A 22,324-nucleotide genomic window follows, 5' to 3' on the forward strand; every position below is an offset into this window, starting at 1 on the left:
CTGAGGAGGGTCCGATGCAGAACGCGGACAACATCCGGATATCCGATTCCGAACGCGAGCAGGTCGTCGGTGACCTCGGGCGGCACCTCACCGCCGGGCGACTGACCATCGGCGAGTTCGACCAGCGGGTGGCACAGGTATATCGATCGACCACCCAGCAGCAGGCGCATCAGGTGTTGCGTGATCTTCCGCCGGCACCCCAGGCAGTTGCCACCGCCCGGCCCGGGGCACCGACGACCCGCCCCTCGCGTCGCCGCATCCCGGGTCACCAGCGGATCGAGTGGCTCGCCTGGCTCGCCGCCGGTGGGATCAACATCGCGATCTGGGGCATCGTCTCGCTCGCAACCGGCGTCATGATCTACCCCTGGCCGATCTGGGTGATTGGCCCGTGGGGGCTGGTGCTGCTGGGCAGGACACTGCTCGGCCGCGAGGGCGGGTGCAGCAAGATCACCGATGCTCTGCACGACGAGCGGATCAGAGTCGTGGTGGGTCGCTGAACGCACGCGGAACGAAGGGCGTTGGGCCCCGGTCCGTCGGTCACCCGGCGAAGCGCGCGATCCAGAGTCGGATCGTCTCGTTGGTGGCACCGTGCGCCCGTAGCCACGCGCGCACACCACCCGGGCGGGCGTCCCAACTGGCCAGGACACCCTCGATGGCCTCGGGGACGACACCTCGGAGATCACGGTCGTTGGGATGCGCCTGACCCAGCTCGGGAGCGAAACGGGTGATTCGGGTCAGGACGGCGCCCATGTGCTCATTGGTCGCTTCGTTGTCGGCGACGATGTCGTCGGGTTCGACTCCGGCCGTACGCAACAGCAAGGCCACCGCGACGCCGGTGCGGTCCTTGCCTGCGGCGCAGTGCAGCAGCACCGGGCCCGGGGCGGTGGCTGCCACCTGCAGGACGTCCACGAGTCGCTCCCCCGGGTTGGTCAGAATCCCGAGGTAGATGTCGGCGAGCCGGGCACCCTGGTTCGGCGCTGCGACCTCGGCATCGGACAGCAGCGAGATCTGGTGCACGACAGTTTTCCGCGACCGCAGCGGATGCCCCCGTGTCGCGTATTCCCGGGGACTGCGCAGGTCGACGACGGTGCGGGCCGGCCATTCGTCGACCGCAGTCGGGCGGGCGTCGCCCGGTGCCGGCAGAGCGCTGCGGTAGAGCACCCCGGACCGGGTCCGGCGCCCCTCGGCGAGCGGAAGGCCGCCGAGGTCGCGCAGGTTGGGGAGGACATCGAGGTCCGTGACGGTCATGGAGCTTCCTTCCAAGGCGAGAGGCCGTGACCAGGCCAAACGGTCCGTGTCCCCGCCGGACGCGGGCTGCGAGGACCAGAAGATAGGTATACCCCCCGGTGATTCGGCCGATGCGCCATGTCCCCGCAGTGGGCGACGATGTGACCTGTCTCATACCCACGAACCGGGGTCGCCCGTTGGTCCGACGCCGCCACTGACGGAGGGTGCTCGCACCGATGAATGCAGAACCGATTACCTGCGGTGACTACGTCACGGCGACCTTTGCGCGTGATTTCGTCGCCGAGGGATTCGACCACGACGCTGTCGAACGCATCCACAGCGGTCTGTTCGACGAGTGGAGTCACGCCCTTGCTCAATCGGGTCTGTTCACCAACCGAACCGTCGCGGCCGCGCTGCACTCCTGGCAGGACGATCCACACTCCCTCCTCGACGCCCTGCTCGCGAACGCGGACGAGATGACCCTCAAGCGCTACGACCTCGTCTGGGAGGCACTGGAACGCGCCCACGTCGGTTCGGCCGAGCGCCTCTCCGAATACGCATGACGCGGCCGCCGGCGGCCGTGGCGCCGCGAAGTCCACCGCAGCCGTTTTCACCCCCCACTTTCACAGACACCACCGACCACACCGACGAACGAGAACAATGAGCACCAACACGTATCCCACCATCGAAACCATCCGCATCGGGCAGTCCGGTCACGAATGCCGCTACTGCGGGCACGCCGTCGCGAAGGACGGCCCAGGCTACCGGCACACCACTACCGGCCAGTACCGCTGCGATCCCGCCAGTCGAGCATTGAACGAAGCCCGTCTGTCCAACAGCATGGTTCGGAGCTGAGCACGATGAACGTGCAAGCGATGCAGGTGAGCGCGGCACCCGAGGGGCTCGGCCGGTACCGCGACGCGGTCGATGCGCTTCGCGCCTTCGACAGTCCCGGCCACCGAACCGACCCCCACACGGCACTGCTGTTGGACAGTCTCACCGATGATCTGATCGAGGCAGCCCAGACGGCCGCCTGGGGCGACACGGTTCCACAGCACGACATCTTCGCAGTGATCGACACCGCGATCTCCCGCCCACGCCCGTCACTCTGAATCTCCTATGCCACGAGAGTGGGCAGTGACGGTCAACTCGATTCCACTTCCCCGCCTGATGGTGTCGTAGATCGGGCAGGACGTCGCGAACTTCGCGGCCAGTGAGTCGGCCGTCGGCTGGTCACCCCGTGAATCTCGATGCGCACTTCGGTGAAGTCTGAGCGGGAGCGCACCATGAGTCCGTCGCAGGACGCTGCCCGAACGATTCCCGCAGTCCGTCGGCGACTTCGGTTGCAGTGCCGATGAATCCACCCTTCGACACGACCACCGTAGCCCTTCTCTGCTGGTCATGGCCTTCGACGCCGATCCGTCGGTAAGCCTGGCGCTACACAACGAATGGCACAGCACGCTTCGCAGCGCGGCTCACCAGAGGAAGCACAGGCTTCCTCCAATCTGCAGCAGATCGAAACGGAGCACCGAGATCCTGACCGCCGTGCAGAGCGGCGACGCAGAACCGTCGAGGAACCGGGCGTTACCTCACCTTCTACTACCATGCTTCACAGATGGGGATGCGCGGTCAGGGCGCCCGGTGAGACGAAGGATCGGCAATGACGAACGACCGCAGCGTGGACCCGAAATCTCGACTGTCCCCAGGACTGCGGCGGCGCCTGCCCTGGCTGCTGCTCGCCGCCGTGGTGGTCGTCGTGGGAGCGGTCGCTGTCGTCGCCTACGCGTTGACCTCCGGAGCCGACGAGGGCCGCGAAGCCCACGGGTTCTCGCCGAACGCGGACAATCCTGACCCGTCACTGGGAATCGAAGGGATCGTCACCGTCGACTATCCGCCCGCCGCCCATGTGCAGGCACCGCAACGAGTGGCCTACGACCAGAGTCCACCGTTCGGCGGCGCCCACGACCAGTACTGGGCAACGTGCACCGGCATTGTCTATCCCGAAGCCATCCGCAGCGAGAACGCCGTCCACTCCCTCGAACACGGCGCCGTGTGGGTCACCTACGACCCGGACCGGCTGGACGACGACGACATCGCGGCGCTGGCAGAGAACGTCGACGGCGCACCGTACACCCTGATGTCGCCGTACCCCGGTCTCGATTCGACGGTGTCCCTGCAGTCGTGGGGTCACCAACTGAAACTCGACGACGTCCACGACCGCCGCATCTCCGACTTCCTCACGGCCTTGCGACAGAACCCGAACACCTACCCGGAACCGGGGGCAACTTGCTCGACGGTGCGGGGTGGATTCGATCCGGCCGACCCGCCACCGTTCGATCCGTCCGCACCGGGTGCGGATGCATTTCCGGTCGACGGTAAATAGTCGCTTCAGCGAACGTTTCCACACCACTTCGCACGCGACTGGGATCCTGCGGTCGAAGCCGAAAATTACCTACCCGAAAATGTGCTCCGTGTGTCGATATCGCGATCGCCGATTCGACGTATCAGTAGGAGCACATGAGGAGGTGAGAGCGATGTTGGCGGCACATTTGTTGTCCGGCCTGACCAGTGAAGAGGTCGATCTGATCGTGGCGGAGGAACTGCATCTGCTCGGCGCCTCCGCATGAGGGGCGTCGACGCCGTGTCGAATACCGACCGGTGACGAGCGGGCACTGCTAGACGGTGCCCGGTCGGGGGATATCAGCTTCGAGCGTGGCGGCGATCCGCGTCCTGATCGAACGGTAATCGAGGTCGGTCACGAATCGGTGTGCCGGCCCCCGTACTGGAGTGACGCCCCACACGGCGGCGCGGCCGTCCTCGTGGATCACCCGGGGTCGGGCGTCGGTGGCGGACAGCACGACCGGGGGGTCGAGCATCACAGCGGCTGCGACGGAATCGTGTGCGGTGTAGATCGGATCCTCGGCACGATATGTGCTGGTGCAGTAGCGGTGATAGTCCTCGGTGATGTCACGGACGAAGGTCGCCGTCTTTCCCACCTCCGAACGAGCAACGAGATCGGCCCAGGCCAATCGAAGTCGGCCGGTGACATTCATTCCCACCCACGTAATCTTTCCAGGCGCTGCAGAAACCACCGTCGCCGCGACTGGATCATGATTGGTGTTGGTGTCACCTTTCTCGAGAAACTGTGGTTGTACTGCGGCCTCGACGTCTCTACGAGAGGCGGGTCCCATCCCGCCCATGATGGTCACCGAACGGTAGCGGGTCAGGACACGTGGCTCGCGCGTGACGGCGGCGGCGATGTTGGCCAGCGGACCCAGGCACAGCAGGTCCACCGCACCGGGCCGGTCCGCGGCGACGCGCAGCAGTTGATCGACGGCGGACTCGGGCGCCGGGCCCACGCCGGGTCGTGGCCGGTATCCGCGGTCACCGAGTCCGTCGAGTCCGTGTGGGGAACTGGTGGCAGGTGGTGGCCCGGGACGTGGTTGTCCGATGCACACCGGAACATCGCGTAGGCCGGCGACGGACAGAACGGTGAGGGCGTTCCGCGCGGCCTGCTGTTCGGTGCAGTTCCCGAACACTGTTCCCACACCGATGATCTCGGTTCCGGAGTGCTGCGCGATGGTGAGCATGGCGAGGGCATCGTCGACGCCGGTGTCGGTGTCGACGAGTACGTAGCGGTCGGTCACTCCCGGTCCTGTGTTCCGTGATCCATGATCGGATCGACTCGATTACATTCGCGCGCAGCGTAACCGGACCCCGGCCCCCGGCTCGTTCCGCCGGTCAGTAGCTGAAGGTGACCACCCCTTCGTCGCCGATCCACTTCCACATCGGCACCGTCCCGGCGAGTTCGGCATTGGATACCAGTGCGTCCTTGTCGAGGTGCTTGGCCTCGAAGCAGATCGGACACACCATGTAGATGCCGCCCGCGGTCTCGAATCGTGCCGCCAGATCGGGAAGCGGCGGACAACCTTCGCAGGCCACGCCCTGAATCGTGCCGTCGAGCGCGAGCCGTACCGCTTCCTTCGTGAGAAACATCTGTGTCTCGCGCTTTTGTTCTGCCGCACCGACCGCGACCAGAAACGCAACCGTCACCTTCTCGGCGTCCTCGAGACCGGTGGTGAGACTGACCACTGCCTTATTACCCATGGATTCGAGTCTTCGCCGCGCGAGGACTGCCGACAAGGGGGCTCATCGAGTCACAGGACTCGCACGTCGAGATCGGTGGCGGTTGCCTGTTTCGACCGCACCCGCAACTGATTCTCGCCTAACCTGAGAACGTGTTCGAACAGCGTCCGTTTCAGCAGGTTTCGATGACGTTACGCCTCGCAGTCCGTCACGATGGCTCTACCAGCGCATCCGCCGACGAACGTATCGGGATTCACCCGCGGATGCTGACCGGGATCGGAGCCCAGCCGCGTCAGCAAGCTCGTGTGAACCATAGGGGAACGACCGCGCTGTTCACACTGATCCCAGACGACGATACGGAAGACGACACCATCCGGATAACGGAGGGGGGCTGTCGTCGGCTCGGCGCGGAGCCGGGACAGACGGTGATTCTCGACCCTCGGTGCATCGCCACGGCGATGACCGAGGAAGAGGCCGAAAAAGAGGGTGAGTTCATCGAGCGGCTCGAAGACGACGGGCGACATCACCGTCTCGTGGTCCTGGCACCGCACGGTGGCGCCATCGAAACCCGAACGGATCAGCAGGCTGAACAGGTCGTCGCTTCGCTCGGATCGTGCGATTCGACGCTGTGGGCGTGTAAAGGCTGGCGACCGGTGGGCAACGCATATCGGGCTTGGCACATTTCCTCGAGCGATCTCAGCGTGCACAGCTTTCCGCTTCTCCGCTCCCTGTCCGCGAGACGATTCCAGTGGGCGCTGTCGTTTCACGGCTACCGAGGAAACGACGTCCTCATCGGCGGCCTCGCGCCCGCGCCTCGCAAGTCGGACGTCCGGGACGCGATCGCGAAGGCACTCGACGGAAGCGGAATCTGTGTTCGGCTCGCCGAACCCGGAGAACGACATAGCGGTGAATCCCCATCCAACCTGGTCAACCGCCTCACCATCGACGCCGCCGGCGGAATCCAGATCGAACAGTCCCGACCCGCGCGGACAGTGCACGGCCGCGCGATCGCTGCAGCTGTCAGCGAGGTCTACGACACCTGGATCGCCACCGACAACTGTCGGTGAGACTTCACGGGCCCGCGGGAGCCCAGCACGGCCCGTCCGGGGGCGGGGTGTGCTCGTAACCCGGGTAGCACGGCAGCACCTCCGGGGCAGGCGCGGGCGCAGGTGCCGGTGCCGGCGCATTCGCCGGTGGCGAGCCGGGCGGGAGACACGGCCCGTCCGGGGGCGGGGTGTGCTCGTAACCCGGGTAGCACGGCAGCACCTGCGGAGCGGACGCTCCCGGAGGCGGTGCAGGTGTCGGCACTAGCGGTGGTGATTGCGGTGCCGGTGCCGGTGCCGGTGCGACCTCCTCCTGAATGGGAGCCTCCGCCACCGGCGCCTGAGTCGGTGACGGTGCTTGCACCGGCGGCACCTGCTCGGCAGCGGTCGGATTCGCCGTGGCGGTCGGTGACGACGACGGCGATGCCGGCCCGGCCGCGCTCGACGACGGCGTAGGGACGGCGACCTGTGGCGATGACGCTCCCGACCCGATGATCACGCCACCGACAATCGCGGCAGCGATGATCGCGGCGAGCGCAAGTCCCGCGGCCACGAGACGGCGGTTCCGGGCGATCGGCGGGGTCGCGGGAGTGGGATCGGCGGCAGGCTGTTGCGGTGGCACCGCGACGCGAGCGGCAGCGGCCAACTCGCCCGCCGACCGATAGCGCCGCGCGGGGTCGACCGCCGTTCCGCGTGCGATGACGGCGGCCATCCCGACAGGCGGCGTCGGGATCTCCGATGTCGGGAACACCTCGCCGGTGAGGCACTCGTACAACACACAGGTCAGGCCGTAGACGCCCGACGCGACGCCGAGAATCACGGGGAGCCCGACGTCGGTGAGCTGGATCAGTCCCCCGTCCTGCACGACGACGTTCGCCGACGACACTTCCTGCTCGACCAGCCCGGCCGCGCGCACTGCCTCCAGCGCCGACGCCAGCTGCTCGACGACGCCGACCGCGCGCGATACGTCCATCGGTCCGGTGGACTGAAGGAGCGTCCGCAGGTTCGTGCCCTGGGTCGGCGGCGTTGCGAGAAAGAGTCGGTTGCCGATCTGCCCGAAGTCGTGGATCGGTACCACGTGCGGGTTCCGGATGTGGGCCGCGATGCCGGCTTCCCGTTCGAACCGATCGCAGAATTCGTCGTCCTCGGTTGCGTCCGGCGGCAGTGCCCGCACCACGACATGACGGAACGTGACGGTGTCGAACGCCGCCCACACCTCGCCGCTCACATCGACCGTCAGCGGACGGTCCAGCCGGTACTTGCCGAATAGCGTTCCAGCTTGCATTGCCACTCTCCGCGCTCGAAATTGCCGCGTCTGCGGAACTGTGCACCCGAAATTCTAGGCGGTGCCGGCCACAGGGTCTCGTTGGAGCCGGGTAGTGTGCTCGTATGCGCAGAACGCACCTAGGCTAGCTCCGGTCCGGGGCCGCCCCGACTCAGGAGAAACCTGATGCGTACTGCATTCTGCAATACCCTCTTTCACGTATTCGATCACCGGATCTGTTGTGGCCGGATTCCCGAATGGACCGCACACGTCGGTCAGCCGTGGGACACCTACGACGTCGCACCGTGGAATCTGTACAACGCGATCTGGCGGATCCAGCACTGGATTCGCAGCGGCGTCGACGCTGATCGGTGACCTTGTTCCGCTCTTCGGCGGCGTCAGATTTCGAGTCGGGCGCCGCCCGGGTCTGGGTGCCACACGTTCTGACGCAGGACTCGCAGTAGGGTCCCTGGGCTCATCAGCCGCTCGGGACGATCGATCAGGGCGGCAACGCGGATGAAGGCGGTAGCGAGCACGGGATCGTGCTCGGCGGCTTCGTGCAGGCGCGTGATGTAGGCATTGCCGATCCGCATCTTCGGGCTGCGGTTTCCCATCACTTCCGGGAAAGCCAAGTCCCCCCCGACCGACATCTCCCACGGAACGTCGATCACCTTCGCGACATCGCGAAAGAAGCCGCGTGCGTGTGGCTCGGTGCCTCGCTGCAGGTGACGATGCAGTGTGAGCGCCTCGAGCGCCGCCACGGTCATCCCCTGCGCATAGATCGGGTTGAAGCTGCACAGGCTGTCCCCCGTCACGAGGAAGCCTGCTGGGAGGATCGACAGTCGTTCATACCGTCTGCGGACACTCGCCGGAAACCGGAAGGTCCGGGCTCGCTCGAGCGGTTCTGCGTCGCGGATCACCTCGAAGAGGTCGGGGATCCGCAGCGACCTGGCAAAGTCGAGGTAGCCGAACGGATCGGTTGGCGGATAATCGCCGAGCATCCCCATCAGCGTCACCAGGAAGCGGTTTCCCTCGAGCAGCTGTAGCGCGCCCCCTCGCGGAGAATCGGGTGTCGGACCGATCACGATCCCTCGGTCGTCGCCCAACCCCGGCGCCGGGGCACGGTAGATGCGGGTAGCGTAGCCGAGGCCGACGTGCACCCTGTCCTCGTCCGGGCGTCCGAAGCCGAGATCCGCCAACCACATTGGGGCACGCGAGCCCCGTCCGGTCGCGTCCACCACCAGGTCGGCGTCGAGGATCTCCTCGGTACTGCCGTCGGCCCGCCGGAGAACACGGGCTCCGGTGACGCGAAGGCGGTCGGGTGTCGTGGTGATGCCCGCGGCATCGCAGCGGTCCATGATGGTGACCCCTTCGAGTTCGCTCACCCGGGCACGCACGTAGCCCTCCAAGAATGGCCGGCTGGCGCTCACGACGGTCATTCCGCTCACCGGCTGCGGAAATCGGTGCCCACTCAGGCACCACCGCACGTCACGCAGGTTGTCCAAGGTCGGCACCCCCAGCGCGACCAGGTCGTCGGTGAAGCCCGGGAACAGCTCCTCCAAGATTTGCTGGCCTCGTTCGATCAGCACGTGGGTGTGGCGGCCCTGCGGTACGCAGCGGCGCGGCTCGGCTGTGCCCGGGAGGTGGTCGTGATCGACCACGATCACCTGTGAATACGCTTCGGACAGTACGCGGGCCGCAAGTAAGCCGGCTATGCCGGCACCGAGCACGACCGCTCGGTGTCCGATCTGAATTGTCATGGGAGCCTCCTCGATTGCATACGAGGAGAATGCAAGCAATCGGTGCTCGATCACCAGTCCGAATACTGCTCATTCGTGTTCACTGCGGGTATCCGTAGACGTCCCGGTCCCATAACCACGAGACGATCCGCGCGACACCCTGTGTGAGGTGGCGCCGATACGTGCTGAACGGCACTCCGAGCACCCGGGCGGCGGCCTCCTGGGTTCCGGCCGGGCGCAGGTACGTCCGGTCGACCGCGTGCAGCAGTCTGTCGTCGCGTGGGTTGTCGGCGAGCGAATCCACCGCGTCGCGGAGCACGCTGTCGAGTTCGGCAACGCCCGGCTCCCCATCGCTGCACTCGCACACGACCCGGGTGCGCATCAGCGGGTTTCGTCGGAGCAGGTCGGGGCGGTGCCAGTCGTGCAAAGCCTGCCGGACCGCCTGCTCGAACTCGGGTTGAGAAAGTACCAGCAGGTCCGGCGTCGGACGCGGAGGTGCGGAAGGACTCTCGGACAATGCGCGCTCGGTGACCCGCTCGAGCCACGCGTCGACCGGGACACGACGGAAGTCGTGTGCGAACAGCCCGTACCTTCGGACGCCCACCTCGAAATCGGCGCCCTCGGCGCGCGGAAGGTCGGCGACCGCGAAGTACTCGTTCCACCGATCCGGTTCGGCAAGTGTGAGGAAGTCCCAGGACAGGCTCGGTGTGCACAGGTACCGCTGCATGGTGATGATCGGAATGGCGTTCATCGTGGGCGACGGGTCCTGATAGGTGTCGAGGTCGACGACGAACCGGGTCTGGGTGACGGTCTCCCCCGTTCGCGGAGGTGAGTGGCCGCAGGCGAACTTCCAGGCCGCCGCGGCACCCGGATCCGACGCCAGATCTTCCGCGGACGCGAGGCTCAGATCGATGAGACCGAAGAACCCGCGGGGCGCACCGTCCGGACGGCGCACGATGTAGAACCCATCGGGCTGGCATTCGTACCAGGCGGCCGCTATGGCCGCCGCCTCCGCACCCTCGTGGAGTCGGGTGAACTCGACGATCGTTTCGCGATCCGCCGGGGAAGCGGGTTCCGGGTAGTGCCGACCCCACGATTCCCACTCCACCGGGGACAGGATCCCGGGCAGATTGCGAAACACGAACTTCAGGTCGAAGATCACGCGCTGCTGTTCGCGCCCGGTACACGACAGAAGCGAGCGGCGAATGTGCCGGCACACGCGGTGGAAGACGTCGGTGTAAGCGTCGAGGTCGCGCCACCGCAGGTCCGCGTCGATGACGTCGCGGGCCATATCGTGTGGGGCCAGGCCCTCCGGGCCTGCGTCGACGAACGACAACTGCCGCAGCCACACGAACATCGCGTGCGCGTCCTCGAGCCCGAGGGCGTCGCGCAGCAGTGCCTCGGAGGTCACCCGCGCGAGGGCGCACACCTCGAGTGCCCGCCGATGCGCGGGGCTCGGCACCACCGCGATGAACCGCTGCATCAGCTCCGCCATGAGGTCGGGGGTCAACGGATCGGCCGACACCTCGCCGCCGCGGGATGCCACGTCGGCCAAGAGCGCCAGCGCCAGCGGATGGCCGTGCGTGGCCCGGCAGATTCGTTCGTGCAGCGGTGGCGGCACCGCCACTGCCCGGAGAAACTCTCTGCTCTCCTGCGGAGTGAGATTTCGGAGGGACACGACCCGCAACAACTCGGACCACGCCGCGTCGGAACGCCATTCGCAGCTGGGCGGTGTCCGGGCCGCGATCACGGTGAGCGCCGTTGCCGGTAGTCGCGGTAGCAATTGCGTGCGCACCCACTCGTCGATCGGCGTCAGAACCTCGTATGTGTCGATGAGGATGCACAGTCGTTCCCCCGCCCGCGCGATCGCGCCCGTGTCAGGCACATCGACGGCCTCGCCCAACGCGGCCAGGACAGCCGACGGAGACGGCGGAATATCGCGCCCGTCGAGCCGGACGACCGACGCGCCCGTTTCCGCCGCGATCTCCGCGAACTCGTCCAGCAACGTGGTCTTCCCGATCCCTCCGGGGCCGTGCAGGAACAGCACGGACAACTGCGGATCGGCCGACTCCAGTCCGGCCCGAACCAATTCGCGCTCGACCCGGCGCCCGACGAAGGTCCGCCTGCGCCTCGAATTCAGGACGTCTCCGAGCGGTATCGAGGACTGTGCCGTGCCCTCCATACGTCCAATCTAGGGGCAGTGCCCTTCAGACGAAACCTTGGTGGGATCCGCTCAACGATGTGCGCAGCGCACCCCGCTGCGTACACACCCGCCACTTACCAGTTCGCGTGCCTCGCGCGGGCGACGAGGACGTCGTCGCCGGCATCGATGCGGGTGCCGAAGCCGCGACTGATCCCGTCGAGGACCCGCCGCAGCCATTCGGTGTCACCTGTCGACGCGCGTTGCAGTCGCATCTGCCGGGATTTCATCGGAACCATTCGCAGCTCGCGCAGTTCGTGGGTGGGCGCGTCGAGGGTCACCAGGTAGAGCAGACGCAGATCGTCGCGGAAGCGTTCGTGTCCCCCGATGCCCTCGTAGTCGTTGATCAGGTCGCCGCAGCCGTACAAGATCGGATGGCCTCGGTAGATCTCGACCGGCCGCGGGTGATGAGACGAGTGCCCGAAGACCACGTCGACGCCACCGTCGACGAGCCGATGCGCGAACTCGACATGCGCATCCGGCACGTCGTATCCCCAGTTCGAACCCCAGTGCACAGAGACCACCACCACGTCCGTGTTCCGCCGTACCAGCCGCGTCCGGTCGAGCACACGGTCCGCCTCGGCGCAGGTGGGTTCCGAGAGGTACGCGACACCAGGCCGGCCCCGGCGGGCGGCCCCGTGCGGCGACATCCCGCTCGACGACATACCTGCTGCCCAGATCTGCAGCCGACGCCCCGGCCCGGCCTCCACGACCACGGGACACCACGCCTGCGCCACGGTGCGCCCCGCTCCGACGGTCCGCACGCCGTTGCGGGCCAGCACATCGAGGGTCTCCACGAGCCCATCGGGACCGAAGTCGAGCAGGTGATTGTTCGCCAGTACGCAGACGTCGATCCGCGCAGCGGTGAGCACCCCCACGTTCGACGGATGCATTCTGTAGTTGATTCCTTTGGACGCGAAGCGGGCACACGCGGTGACGGACGTTTCGAGATTGACGATGCGAACGTCCGGCTCCACCGCGTCGAGGACGCGCAACGCCTCACCCCACGGCCACCCGAACCCGACGGGGCGGGGGATCGAACCATTTCGCTTCTCCGCCAACGCCACGTACTCGCGTGCGTCGCGGACGCAACGCTCCCGCAGCTCCGGGTCGCCGGGAAAGGGGAGGATCTGGTCGACTCCCCTACCGGTCATCACGTCGCCGGCGAGGAACATCCTGATGGTGTCGGACATCGAAATCCTCAGCGACAGCACGAGTACCAGGAACATGCGCGGAGACCGACATCACGACTCAGAGAATGCACCCGTCGCTCGCGCTGTCTTCAGGCACGAGCGCCGGCTCGGTCGAGCTGAGAGACCCGTTGCGGACTCAGCTCGAGGATGACACCGATGTCACGCACCGAGAGACCCGATCGGCGCAGATGCGCCACCGCGGCCCGCGAGGCCCGCGCTGCACATTCCTGCGCGTGGGCGGCGGACTCGACCTGCAGGTGGGCCGCTCTGGCCTCCATGAGCGCAGCCGAATCCCCGATCTCGTAATCGAGGAGCACCTCGACGTCCTCGACCGGCACATCCTCGACCAGATGCACGGCATCCGCCACGATCGCAGAAATCTGATCGAGCCGCCGTGCTCGGGCGAGAGCCGCCTCGACTCCCGGGACCTCCACCACCCACCAGCCGCCACAACGGGTGGCCTTCGCCGTCACCTTCATCACGAACCACTTCCTACCCGGCCCGCATCTCGTGCGAAACTCGCCCCTCCAACGACAAGTCTAGTCCCCCTCGACTGAGCAGAACTACACGGACAGAGGACCTTCAGTGTGCATGACCGCTGGTGGAACGACCCGTCGATACCGGCACTCACCAGAAATCCAGTGCCTGTGCAGTCGCGGTGGACTCCGCGTGGGTGGGCCGTAGTGCACCGCCGATGGCGTAGACGGTGTGACCGACCGTCGCGACGGACATCCCGTGAGCCCCGGTGGGCATGGGCGGCAACGGTGACCAGGTCCCCGAGGCCACGTCGTAGGCCTCGACCGTCGACAGCACCTTGGTCGGTTGTTCGCCACCGACCGCGACGATGCGGCCGTCGATGAACGCAGCGCCGAGCCCGCCGCGAGGAGTGGGCATGGCGGGCAACGTCGTCCACGTGTCCGCGGCGGGGTCGTAGCGTTCGACCGCGGCGGTGTTCTGGTCCGACGCCAGATCCCGCCCGCCGATAGCATAGAAGTACGTACCGTCCGACACCGCGGCCAGGTGTTCCCGTGGTGTGGGGATGTCCGAGACGGTCGTCCACTTCGTGCCGTCGAACACTTCGGTCGTCGCCACCAGTTCGCCGTCCGCCTGTCCCCCGGCGACCACGATCCTGTCGCCCACCACGGCTGCGGCACCAGCCGCCCGCGGCTCGTTCATCGGCGCCAGATCCACCCACTTGCCATTCCGAAGCGCGAGCACCCGGTCCGACGTCGTCCCGGTGAGGTTCGGACCTTTCGGCACCCAGCCTCCGAGGATCACCAACTCGCCCCCGTACTCGACGGCCATCGCGTGATTGAGGGGGACCGGAAGGTCGGGACCCGCCTTCCAGGTGTCGATGGCAGGGTCGTTCCCCTCGACCTTCGGGGTCGACCCCGCATTGTCGAGGCCACCGAGCACCCAGATCGTGCCGTCCGCGACCGCCGTCGCCGTCTGCTGACGGGCGATCGGCGCATCCTTCAGCGGACGCCACGCCGGCGCCCATTGAGTCTTGCGTGGCGCGAGTTGCAAGGCCTCGGACACAGCGGTCGATTCGGCGTGTGTCGGTTTGATACCGCCGCCGACGGCATACACCGTGTCGCCGACCGCGCCGACCGCCATCCCGTGCCGCGGTGTGCGCAGAGCCGGCAATTGCGACCACGTTCCCGCGACCACGTCGTAGGCCTCGACCGTCGACAGCACCCGAGTCGGTTCTTCACCACCGACCGCGACGATGCGGCCGTCGATGAACGCCGCACCGAGGCCGCCGCGAGGAGTGGGCATGGCGGGCAACGTCGTCCAGGTTCCCGCAGCGGGATCGAATCGTTCGACCGCGGCGGTGTTCTGGTCCGACGCCAGATCCCGCCCACCGATGGCATAGAAGTACGTGCCGTCCGACACCCCGGCCAGATGCTCCCGTGGTGTGGGGACAGGCGCGACGGTCGTCCACTTCGTTCCGTCGAACACCTCGGCCGTCGCCACCAGTTGGCCGTTCGCCTGTCCGCCCGCGACCACGATCTTGTCGCCGACCACGGCCGCGGCACCGGCCGCCCGCGGTGCGTTCAGCGGCGGCAGGTCCACCCACCGACCGTCGCGCATGGCCATCACCCGATCGGAGTCGACCGCGGTCAGGTTTTGACCTTCCGCCTTCCAGCCGCCGATCAGTACGGGCTCGTCGTTGTAGGTGACAGCCATCGCATGATTGAGCGGGACCGGAAGGTCGGGGCCGGCCTTCCAGGTGTCGATGGCCGGGTCGTAGCCCTCCTGCTGGGTGGAGACGCCGTTGTCGTCCAACCCACCGAAGACCCAGATCGTCCCGTCCGCGACCGTCGTTGCCGTCTGCTGGCGGGCAACACGGGCATCCGCGACCGGTCGCCACGCCGCGGTCGGGTCGACGGAAGGAGACGCGCCGGCGTCCTGAACGGTCGGTCCTGCGGTGCCGGGTCCGGTGGTTTCTCGAAGCACGAGGTACCCGCCGCCGGCCAGCACCAGCGCGACGACCAGTGCGAGCGCGGTCAGGACCGCGCGCCGACCTTTGCGGGACTCTCCGATGCTGCCCGGACCTCCGGCCGGTGGCCAGGGCGGCGGGCCCGTCGGCGGCCAGAGCGGCGGTCCCGAGGGATGAGGATCAGGTTGGAGTTGCTGGGTCGGTTCGACCCACAGACGCCGGCCGCTGTCCGGACCTTCGTACCGGATTCGGCGGTATCCATCGGCACCGGACTCCGACCGGTGTGTCTCGGTCGTCTGCGCGGTCTCCAGGGGTGCAAGCGCCATCGCGTCCGAACGCAAACCGATGTGTCGCTGAGCGGCTTGGAGTTCGTGTCCGAACTCCTCGGCGGACGCCGGCCGAGCAGCGGGATTCGTCGCCATCGCCCTCTCGATCACAGTGCACACGCCGTCCGGGATGCCTTGGGCGCGCAGGTCCGGCACCGGCTGGCTGCTGATCCTCACGAACTGCGCCACGAGTTCCTCACCGGTCTTCCGCTCGAACGCCGCCCTCCCCGCGATCAGCGAGAAGATCGTCGCGCCCAGTCCGTAGACGTCGGATCTCGCCGTCGGCGACTCCCCGTTGAGCACCTCCGGCGCGGTGAACGCCAGTGACCCGGTAAACCCGCCGGTGGCCGTTTCGTACCCGCCGGCGATGTGTGCGATGCCGAAATCGGTGAGCTGCGGCTCGCCGTAGTCGGTGAGAAGGATGTTCGCGGGTTTGATGTCGCGATGCAGCGTGCCGGTCCGGTGCGCCGTCTCCAGGGCTCCCGCCAACTTCACCCCGATGCTGATCGCCTCCGGCCACGGCAGCGGACCTTCCCGGCGTATCTGGACCGCCAGTGAATCGCGCGGGTGATAGTGCATGACGATGTACGGGCGACCGGTGTCGGTCACGCCGACCTGCAGTATGTTGACGATGTTCGGGTGGCCGGAGAGCCCACCCATCGCGTACCCCTCCCGCAGGAAGCGCTCGCGGTTCTCGGGGTCCAGGTCCGACGTCAGCACCTTGATCGCGACGATTCGACCCAGCGAACGCTGCAGGCAGCGGTAGACGACACCGAATCCGCCCCGGCCGACCTCCTCGGCACCGGCGAACCCGGCAGCGTCCAACTCGGCCACGATCCCGCGGCCCACCGCACGGACCGGCGCCGCCTGGGTCGCGTCAGGGTCGAAATCGGCCATCGGGCGCCTCAGTTCCTTTCGACATCCACGACGATGTCGCGGTTGGGCCCGCCGAGTAGGGCAGGCTTCGTGCCGACGTGCACACTCGGGTACATCGCATTCACCTCTGATGCAGGTCCAACCGACACGCCGATGCGGTTACCAGCAGTCGACGACTGCGAAAATCTTTCTGTCACAAGGGCGAAGCGCGGTGTCATTTCGTCGGATGTCGACGGGATCCGCCCTGTCCAGAAAGTATTCGACGGGTCGAGGTCCGCGTCAAGATGACAATTTCCCCGCCCTAGGGTGCCTATCGGCAGTCACGACTTCATGTCACGTCGGCGACAGCGCACAAATCGGGTTCTGCGGCAGTCCTAGAAGGGGCCGCCGTAGAACGCGTAACCGCCCGCCCCCGCAGCCTTCGCCCGATACATCGCCGAGTCTGCCCGGCGGACGAGTTCTTCACGGGTGCACTCCGGATCGGAGAGTGCGACACCGATACTCGCACTGATCGGCCAGTCGAGAGATCCTGCCCGGTTCAGGTCGGCGACGCTTCCGGTGATCCGGGCAGCAATCGCCACCGCTTCTGCTGCGCCCGCGACGTGCTCACACACCACCACGAGTTCGTCACCGCCGAGGCGGGCAACGGTATCGCCCGGACGCACCGCCGACCGCAGATGCCTGGCGAGAACGACCAACGCGTCGTCGCCGCCGGCATGGCCGAGGCTGTCGTTGACGATCTTGAAGTCGTCGAGATCGACCAACAACAGCGCAACGCGCGTGCCACCGCGCGGCGCGGCGTCCATGGCGTCGTCGAGCCGGCGTCGGGCCAATGCCCGGTTCGGTAACCCGGTCAGCGGATCGTGCAAGCTCTGGTACACCAATGCGGCTTCGGCCTCGATGCGGCGGATCGCGGCGGACAGCACCGCCGTCACCGAGCGCAGGAAGGTCAGATCACGGTCGGTGTATTCGCGGGGACGACGACTGTGCGCGGTCAGCACTCCCCACACCGCTTCGGCGCCGATCGGAACGCACACCCCACTATGCAGCCCGCGCCTGGTCATCCCGACAGTGGAGAACCGGGTCTCGTGGACCCGATCGGCGCACACGATCACTGCCCCGCTGGCGGTGGCAACCCGGGTTGTGAGCCCCTTCCCGGGGCGAACGTCGTCGGCGAGGGCTCGGGTCCCCGATAGGCCAGCACGGCGAGTTCGCCGTCGTCGGACATCTGCGCGATCGACGAGCACTGCACACCCATCAGTGCGGCGGCCGCACCGGCCGCCGCCGCGAGGAGCTCGTCGAGGTCCCCGCCGACCGCGAGTTGGCTCAAGTCTGCGATCGCCTGCTGCTCGCGGGCCCGGTACGCGGACTCCGCCAGAGCGCGGTGCAAGCGTTGTTCGTCCTCTTCTGCGCCGCGGCGATCCTGTGCAATCGAGGCGATCAGCGACGGCCCGGTGCGCGTGTGCTGCAGCACGAATGTCGTGATCAGCATCGGGATCGGCTCGCCCGTCACGAAATGGCGGAATTCCGTCAGCCCGTTCCACTCCCCCCCGCTCGACCAGCGCCGACTCCACCTCACGGGCCTGCACGAGGCCGACATCGGTGAACAGCTCCGCCGTCGTCCGCGCGTACGCGTGCACGGCATCCCCTAATCCGAGCAGACCGACACCGGCGGGATTGACATACACGATTCGCCCGGACACGAATTCGGACACGAACACCAAGGCCGGAGTGTGTTCGAGGACCGCGAGCAACATCCCCGAATCCGGCAGAGCCTCCATGGGTACTCCCTTCCCTGCGAACCTTCCGTCCCACATCCGCCTGTGACCTCCTCCACGATAAGCGGCGTCGGCACCGCCGCGGCGGTGCGGGCGTGGCACGTTGATTCTGCCTCGGTGAACGTGCACGATCGTGGGCATGCGCAGAGCGCGTTGGCCGGCATTCGCGCCGCCGGCAGCGAGTGGGACCGCAGTGCACGGTCCCACCATCCTCGCGTCCAAAACTCACATCACCCTCGACTTGCTCGGAATCGTCGCCTTCTCGTCCGGAATCCATGTCCGACTCGCGCTGACTGCGACCGGGCGCGCCGCCGAACGTGCGCATCACGAGACACGATCGCTGTCCGATCCCACCGATCCCGACACCCAGTGGTCGTATCTGTCGGTCCTGCTGCAGCTGGGGTCCGTGGCGGGCGAAGCCGACCCCTACCTGCCGCGATCCGGTTCGCCGCTGAACTGGGGTGGGGTGCCCGCGTACCGCACGGAGCCGAATTATTGGCTCGGTACGTGTACACGGCCGCACGACATCATGATCTCGGCGGGGTGGCCGGAGATCGGTCTCGGCCCCACCTGTGTCACGGCCCTCCTCGAAGCCAGTCCGTCCGCTGTCACATCCGACTGATCGTGAAAGCGAAGCCCGGCTCTGCTAGAGCGCCGAGGTCGTGAGGGCATCGGATGCTGTCACGATCTCGAACGGCATTTCGATGTGCGCAACCGTCCCGGATCGAGGTCCGGGGTGGACGGAGAAGCTGCCTCCGGCCGCGACGACACGGAGTTCGTGCGATGTCAGTCCGATGTGGCCTCTGGTGAGGCTTCGGTCGATCGCCTCACGGGAGATGCCACACCCGTCGTCGGTGACATCGAGGACCGCATGCTCACCCCACCGCGCCAGCTCGACCCGGACGGTACGGGCGTGCGCGTGTTTCACCACGTTGCTGAGCAATTCGCGTGCCGCGCCGAACAGCACATCATCAGCCGTGGTGCGAAGGTCGTCGACCCATTCCGAGGTCAGAAGCTCCACGTCGAAACCGCCACGTGCCTGGGCGGATCGGGTGATGTCGCCGAGAGCGCGAGCGAGACCGACACGATCGAGCACAGTGGGATGCAGCTCCGAGACGGTCGCCCTGAGCAGGGTCGCGGATTCGGTGAGTGCGTGGGTGATGCGATCCACCGCCTCCGGGTCGGCACTGCCGGTGAGGTCGTCGAGGTCCATTTTCGCGGCCAGGACGAGTTGGAGCGCCCCGTCGTGGAGTTGCTCGGACAACGCACGTCGTTCGCGTTGTTCGAGACCCATCAACTCTGCGAGCAAGGCGGTGCGGTCGCGCACCAGGTGACCGATGGTCAGCACTCTGGAGCGTTGAATTCTGCTGAGCACGACGGCGCCTGCACCGAGGACGGCGAGGGCCATCGTGCTGAGCAGGATGGAGGTCCAGGGTTCTTCGTTCGAAGCCATCGTGGCCCAGCTGGCGGCCAGGAACACCAAGACCGTAGGCACGACCACGGACGCGCAGATACCTGGACGCAGCTGCGTCGAGGCCAGTAGCGGGATCACGAACAAACCGTTGCTCAGGATGTCTGCGGTCCAACTCTGTTGTGCTGCAATACCAGTCAACAGGGTGAGGCAGCCGAGGACCGCGAGGTCGACGAACAGTGCGAGCCACATCGCGTTCACCGGCCCCGGACCGCCTCGACGAGTCCACAGCGCGAGCCCGCCGGACCAGAGTGCGTAGCAGATCAGGACCGCGACGCACACGCCCGCATCGTTCAGGGGCGGGACGAACCCGAGAGTCAACGCAATGAAGAGCACCAGCACACCGCGAAGCGCGAGTTGCAGATAGGCGCCGCGATAAGCGTGCTCGAGGATGATGCGTTCGAGATCTGGGCTGCCGCCGAGATCCGCGGGTAGTACCGATGACTCAGCCATGGGACGGCCTCCTCGGCCGGGCGACTCCGACAGGAAGATGCGGGGACATCAACTGCTGGACCTGCGACAATGCCCAAGATTCTAGCACCGGACTGTGGGGGACCCCTGGTACTCGACGGTCTGCGCGCGGGCCCTGCGGACCTCCGCGAACTGCGCCTCGCAGTTCACCTTGCAGTCGCTGATTGTCCAGCGCCAGAGTGGTGGCGGCCCGCACGGCCGCCAGCAGCCTCGGCTGGTCGGCGACCGCACGGTCGTACACCACCGCCCCCCACCAGGACGCCGTCGCGGATGAGGGCGGTCGCCTCGCGGGGATCGTTCCTGGGTGGCAGAACCTGGGGACGCCCTTGCGCATCCACATATCCGTCGTCCGCGCGGGAGAACGACCACAACGCCAGGTCCGGGTCGCGCAGTGCCGCGTGCACCGCGTCGATGAAGCGATCACCGAGCGGGGCGGTGCCGATCTCGATCATCGAGGTTGCGCACTGCGGCTCGGGCGACGCGGTAGCGCAGAGCAGCGATCCACAGCGGCGCCACGGCGGCCTGGTAGGCCGGTGAACCCGACCTCCATCGGGCGATCACCACGCCGATCAGGACCACCCCGAGGGCGATCCCCACTGCACCGAACATCACTTGCAGCGCCGCGAAGACCCTCGGGTCGTCACGCACCAGGAGCAGATTCAACGACGGTGGATGGGCCGGGCTGATGCGGTGGGTGTCGAGGAACGCAAGCTCGGACACGACGGCGACGGCGTAGTACGCGTAGCGTCCGTCGACGAACCACCGCTCCCACCGGTGGCGCAACCGCCCCCCAGGGAAAACTGAACACGAGTTGGGTCAGCACCGCAATGTACATGTTGGTCAGCGCGGCGCCGACCGTGAACAGGGCCGGAACCGTCGACAGTCGAAAGCCCTTCACCAGCCACAGCAGCCCGGTGGCAACCAGCAGCCACCCCAGGTTGTCGTGCGGCCGGTGGCTTCTGGCGACCGGGCCGGCCGCCACCCGCGACCGCCAGTACGGCGGTCACCAGGGCGGTCGCACACTGCGCGCGAAGACTCACCGGGTGCCGCCCGCGAGTCCGGACAGTTCGAGGAACACGGGATCGATCCTCGTGGGGATCCCGATTCGGCACCATCACCACAGGGTGGGGTAATGCGACACCTGGGTGGACCGTCTCGACACCTTCGGCCCCTGTCGCCTGCCGTTGTTCGGCGCGGATCGATCGATGCCACGCGGCACACCGGCATTCGTGGGAACATCTCATCCGATCGGTCCAGCAGACTGAAGAGAAAGGGGTGTGGTTCATGACCAGGATTCGACTTCGGCCCGCGGTGGCACTGGCATCGATCGCCGGTGCGTCGACCCTGTTTCTTGCGGCCTGCACCCAGGACGCATCGTCGACCGAGGGCACCGAATCGGCCGCGCCGAGTGCCTCCGACGAGGCGCCGGCCGCGGAGGCACCCGTCAACGGTGTCGATGCGAAGGTGTACGCCTCCAGCGACCCGGAAACCGATGCCTACGGGTTCGTCACACCGTCAGGGAAATGGCAGTGCGCGATCATTCCCACCAGGAATGTTGCCGGATGTGCGTCTCATCCCACTGCGGGGCCATTGGGAGTCCCGGGGGCTCCGCAGATCGCCTCGCCGGACGGAGGCCCGCCGGCCGAGGCGAACCTCATCGCGGTCGAGGCGGGGAAGGAGCCGAGCTTCCAGAACTGGAACCAGACGGTCTTTCCCGCCAACGCCAAGGTCCTCCCCTACGACACCACGCTGGCGATCGACGGATTCAGTTGCAATGTGCAGTTCTCCGGCGTCTCCTGCAGGGAGGATGCAACGGACAAGGGGTTCACCATCTCCACCAGCGGCTACAAGTTCGAGTTCACCCCGATACCCGTGAGCCTCCCCAGCGCGAGCCCGGCACAGATCGCGCCCACGGCGGCCCCGCTTCCCCAGCAGGCGCGCGGATCGAATCAGTGTGGCCCCGTTGCCTATCCGGAGACGGGAAAGCCTGCGACCGTGGTCATCGTGAAGGGAACACTCCGCTGCGACGAGGCGCACGCGATGCTCACGAAGTATTTCGCCGCACCGGACAAGAACGAACCGGTGTACAGCTTCGACGGGTGGGAATGCCGCCTCGCGGGAGACCCGGGATCCGCGGAGATCGGCTACACGATCAACTGCACCGACGACAACGGGAACACCGTGGTCGCACAGCCGTAGACCGATCA

General features: G+C 67.0%; 21 protein-coding genes. 9 read left to right on the forward strand and 12 right to left on the reverse strand.

Going from position 1 to position 22,324, the window contains the following annotated elements; all coding sequences use genetic code 11:
* Window positions 1–14 precede the first annotated feature (14 nt).
* Entirely contained in the window at window positions 15–497 is a 483-nt protein-coding gene (locus HGB39_RS26765) for a DUF1707 SHOCT-like domain-containing protein (RefSeq protein WP_005253191.1), read from the forward strand.
* Between the two features lie 40 nt (window positions 498–537).
* Here HGB39_RS26765 and HGB39_RS26770 read toward each other — a convergent pair whose 3' ends face one another.
* The gene (locus HGB39_RS26770) at window positions 538–1,248 is read right to left on the reverse strand and encodes a tyrosine-protein phosphatase (protein WP_005574282.1); all 711 of its coding nucleotides are present in this window, start codon (window positions 1,246–1,248) and stop codon (window positions 538–540) included.
* 215 nt (window positions 1,249–1,463) lie between these two features.
* On the opposite strand from HGB39_RS26770, the gene HGB39_RS26775 reads away from it, so the two are divergent.
* The 4 genes from HGB39_RS26775 to HGB39_RS26790 all read left to right on the forward strand — a co-directional run bounded on the left by HGB39_RS26775 (window position 1,464) and on the right by HGB39_RS26790 (window position 3,610).
* On the forward strand, window positions 1,464–1,790 hold the full coding sequence (locus HGB39_RS26775; RefSeq protein WP_043793774.1) for a hypothetical protein: 327 nt from the start codon (window positions 1,464–1,466) through the stop codon (window positions 1,788–1,790).
* 97 nt (window positions 1,791–1,887) lie between these two features.
* Window positions 1,888–2,082: a hypothetical protein gene (locus HGB39_RS26780; RefSeq protein WP_005253188.1), complete on the forward strand. Its 195-nt coding sequence runs from the start codon at window positions 1,888–1,890 to the stop codon at window positions 2,080–2,082.
* Window positions 2,083–2,087: 5 nt separating this feature from the next.
* Window positions 2,088–2,339: a hypothetical protein gene (locus HGB39_RS26785; protein WP_005574284.1), complete on the forward strand. Its 252-nt coding sequence runs from the start codon at window positions 2,088–2,090 to the stop codon at window positions 2,337–2,339.
* Window positions 2,340–2,887: 548 nt separating this feature from the next.
* A complete protein-coding gene (locus tag HGB39_RS26790) occupies window positions 2,888–3,610 on the forward strand; it encodes a thioredoxin-like domain-containing protein (protein ID WP_005253186.1) in 723 nt (240 codons plus the stop codon).
* Between the two features lie 292 nt (window positions 3,611–3,902).
* On the opposite strand, the gene HGB39_RS26795 is transcribed toward HGB39_RS26790, so the two are convergent.
* Complete coding sequence (locus HGB39_RS26795; protein WP_005253185.1) at window positions 3,903–4,874, reverse strand: nucleoside hydrolase; 972 nt, start codon at window positions 4,872–4,874, stop codon at window positions 3,903–3,905.
* Window positions 4,875–4,968: 94 nt separating this feature from the next.
* The gene (locus tag HGB39_RS26800) at window positions 4,969–5,334 is read right to left on the reverse strand and encodes a DsrE family protein (RefSeq protein WP_043793776.1); all 366 of its coding nucleotides are present in this window, start codon (window positions 5,332–5,334) and stop codon (window positions 4,969–4,971) included.
* A gap of 404 nt (window positions 5,335–5,738) precedes the next feature.
* Between HGB39_RS26800 and HGB39_RS26805 the strand changes: the two genes are divergently transcribed.
* On the forward strand, window positions 5,739–6,380 hold the full coding sequence (locus HGB39_RS26805; RefSeq protein WP_241769437.1) for a poly-gamma-glutamate hydrolase family protein: 642 nt from the start codon (window positions 5,739–5,741) through the stop codon (window positions 6,378–6,380).
* Window positions 6,381–6,384: 4 nt separating this feature from the next.
* Here the strand turns inward: HGB39_RS26805 and HGB39_RS26810 are convergent, their stop codons facing one another.
* Window positions 6,385–7,641 (reverse strand): serine/threonine-protein kinase, encoded by a 1,257-nt coding sequence (locus tag HGB39_RS26810; protein ID WP_168442962.1) that lies wholly within the window; start codon window positions 7,639–7,641, stop codon window positions 6,385–6,387.
* A 165-nt stretch (window positions 7,642–7,806) separates the two neighbouring features.
* Here HGB39_RS26810 and HGB39_RS26815 point away from each other — a divergent pair, with 165 nt between their 5' ends.
* Complete coding sequence (locus HGB39_RS26815; RefSeq protein WP_005561621.1) at window positions 7,807–7,995, forward strand: hypothetical protein; 189 nt, start codon at window positions 7,807–7,809, stop codon at window positions 7,993–7,995.
* Window positions 7,996–8,018: 23 nt separating this feature from the next.
* On the opposite strand, the gene HGB39_RS26820 is transcribed toward HGB39_RS26815, so the two are convergent.
* From HGB39_RS26820 to HGB39_RS26845, 6 genes are all read right to left on the reverse strand, one after another.
* A complete protein-coding gene (locus HGB39_RS26820) occupies window positions 8,019–9,350 on the reverse strand; it encodes an NAD(P)/FAD-dependent oxidoreductase (protein ID WP_240482700.1) in 1,332 nt (443 codons plus the stop codon).
* Between the two features lie 109 nt (window positions 9,351–9,459).
* Window positions 9,460–11,541, reverse strand: coding sequence for an ATP-binding protein (locus tag HGB39_RS26825; protein ID WP_005561623.1), 2,082 nt, complete (start codon window positions 11,539–11,541; stop codon window positions 9,460–9,462).
* A 95-nt stretch (window positions 11,542–11,636) separates the two neighbouring features.
* Entirely contained in the window at window positions 11,637–12,752 is a 1,116-nt protein-coding gene (locus HGB39_RS26830; RefSeq protein WP_043787332.1) for a CapA family protein, read from the reverse strand.
* 89 nt (window positions 12,753–12,841) lie between these two features.
* Window positions 12,842–13,231 (reverse strand): hypothetical protein, encoded by a 390-nt coding sequence (locus tag HGB39_RS26835; RefSeq protein WP_005561626.1) that lies wholly within the window; start codon window positions 13,229–13,231, stop codon window positions 12,842–12,844.
* Window positions 13,232–13,379: 148 nt separating this feature from the next.
* A complete protein-coding gene (locus HGB39_RS26840) occupies window positions 13,380–16,418 on the reverse strand; it encodes a serine/threonine-protein kinase (RefSeq protein ID WP_054245823.1) in 3,039 nt (1,012 codons plus the stop codon).
* A gap of 353 nt (window positions 16,419–16,771) precedes the next feature.
* On the reverse strand, window positions 16,772–18,385 hold the full coding sequence (locus tag HGB39_RS26845; RefSeq protein WP_312029813.1) for a diguanylate cyclase domain-containing protein: 1,614 nt from the start codon (window positions 18,383–18,385) through the stop codon (window positions 16,772–16,774).
* On the opposite strand from HGB39_RS26845, the gene HGB39_RS26850 reads away from it, so the two are divergent.
* Window positions 18,315–18,797, forward strand: a complete 483-nt coding sequence (locus HGB39_RS26850; protein WP_182624868.1) for a hypothetical protein — start codon at window positions 18,315–18,317, stop codon at window positions 18,795–18,797. The two genes, HGB39_RS26845 and HGB39_RS26850, sit on opposite strands and share 71 nt — an antisense overlap.
* 24 nt (window positions 18,798–18,821) lie before the next feature.
* Here the strand turns inward: HGB39_RS26850 and HGB39_RS26855 are convergent, their stop codons facing one another.
* A complete protein-coding gene (locus tag HGB39_RS26855; protein ID WP_005571750.1) occupies window positions 18,822–20,099 on the reverse strand; it encodes a sensor histidine kinase in 1,278 nt (425 codons plus the stop codon).
* A 438-nt stretch (window positions 20,100–20,537) separates the two neighbouring features.
* Entirely contained in the window at window positions 20,538–20,900 is a 363-nt protein-coding gene (locus HGB39_RS39035; RefSeq protein ID WP_005571751.1) for a hypothetical protein, read from the reverse strand.
* A 501-nt stretch (window positions 20,901–21,401) separates the two neighbouring features.
* On the opposite strand from HGB39_RS39035, the gene HGB39_RS26865 reads away from it, so the two are divergent.
* Window positions 21,402–22,316 carry a hypothetical protein gene (locus HGB39_RS26865; protein WP_043792718.1) on the forward strand — a complete coding sequence of 305 codons (915 nt, stop codon included), beginning with the start codon at window positions 21,402–21,404 and terminating at the stop codon, window positions 22,314–22,316.
* Window positions 22,317–22,324 lie beyond the last annotated feature (8 nt).

Origin of the sequence: Rhodococcus opacus (genome assembly GCF_012396235.1) — a bacterium.
In the GTDB taxonomy this organism is placed as follows: domain Bacteria; phylum Actinomycetota; class Actinomycetes; order Mycobacteriales; family Mycobacteriaceae; genus Rhodococcus_F; species Rhodococcus_F opacus.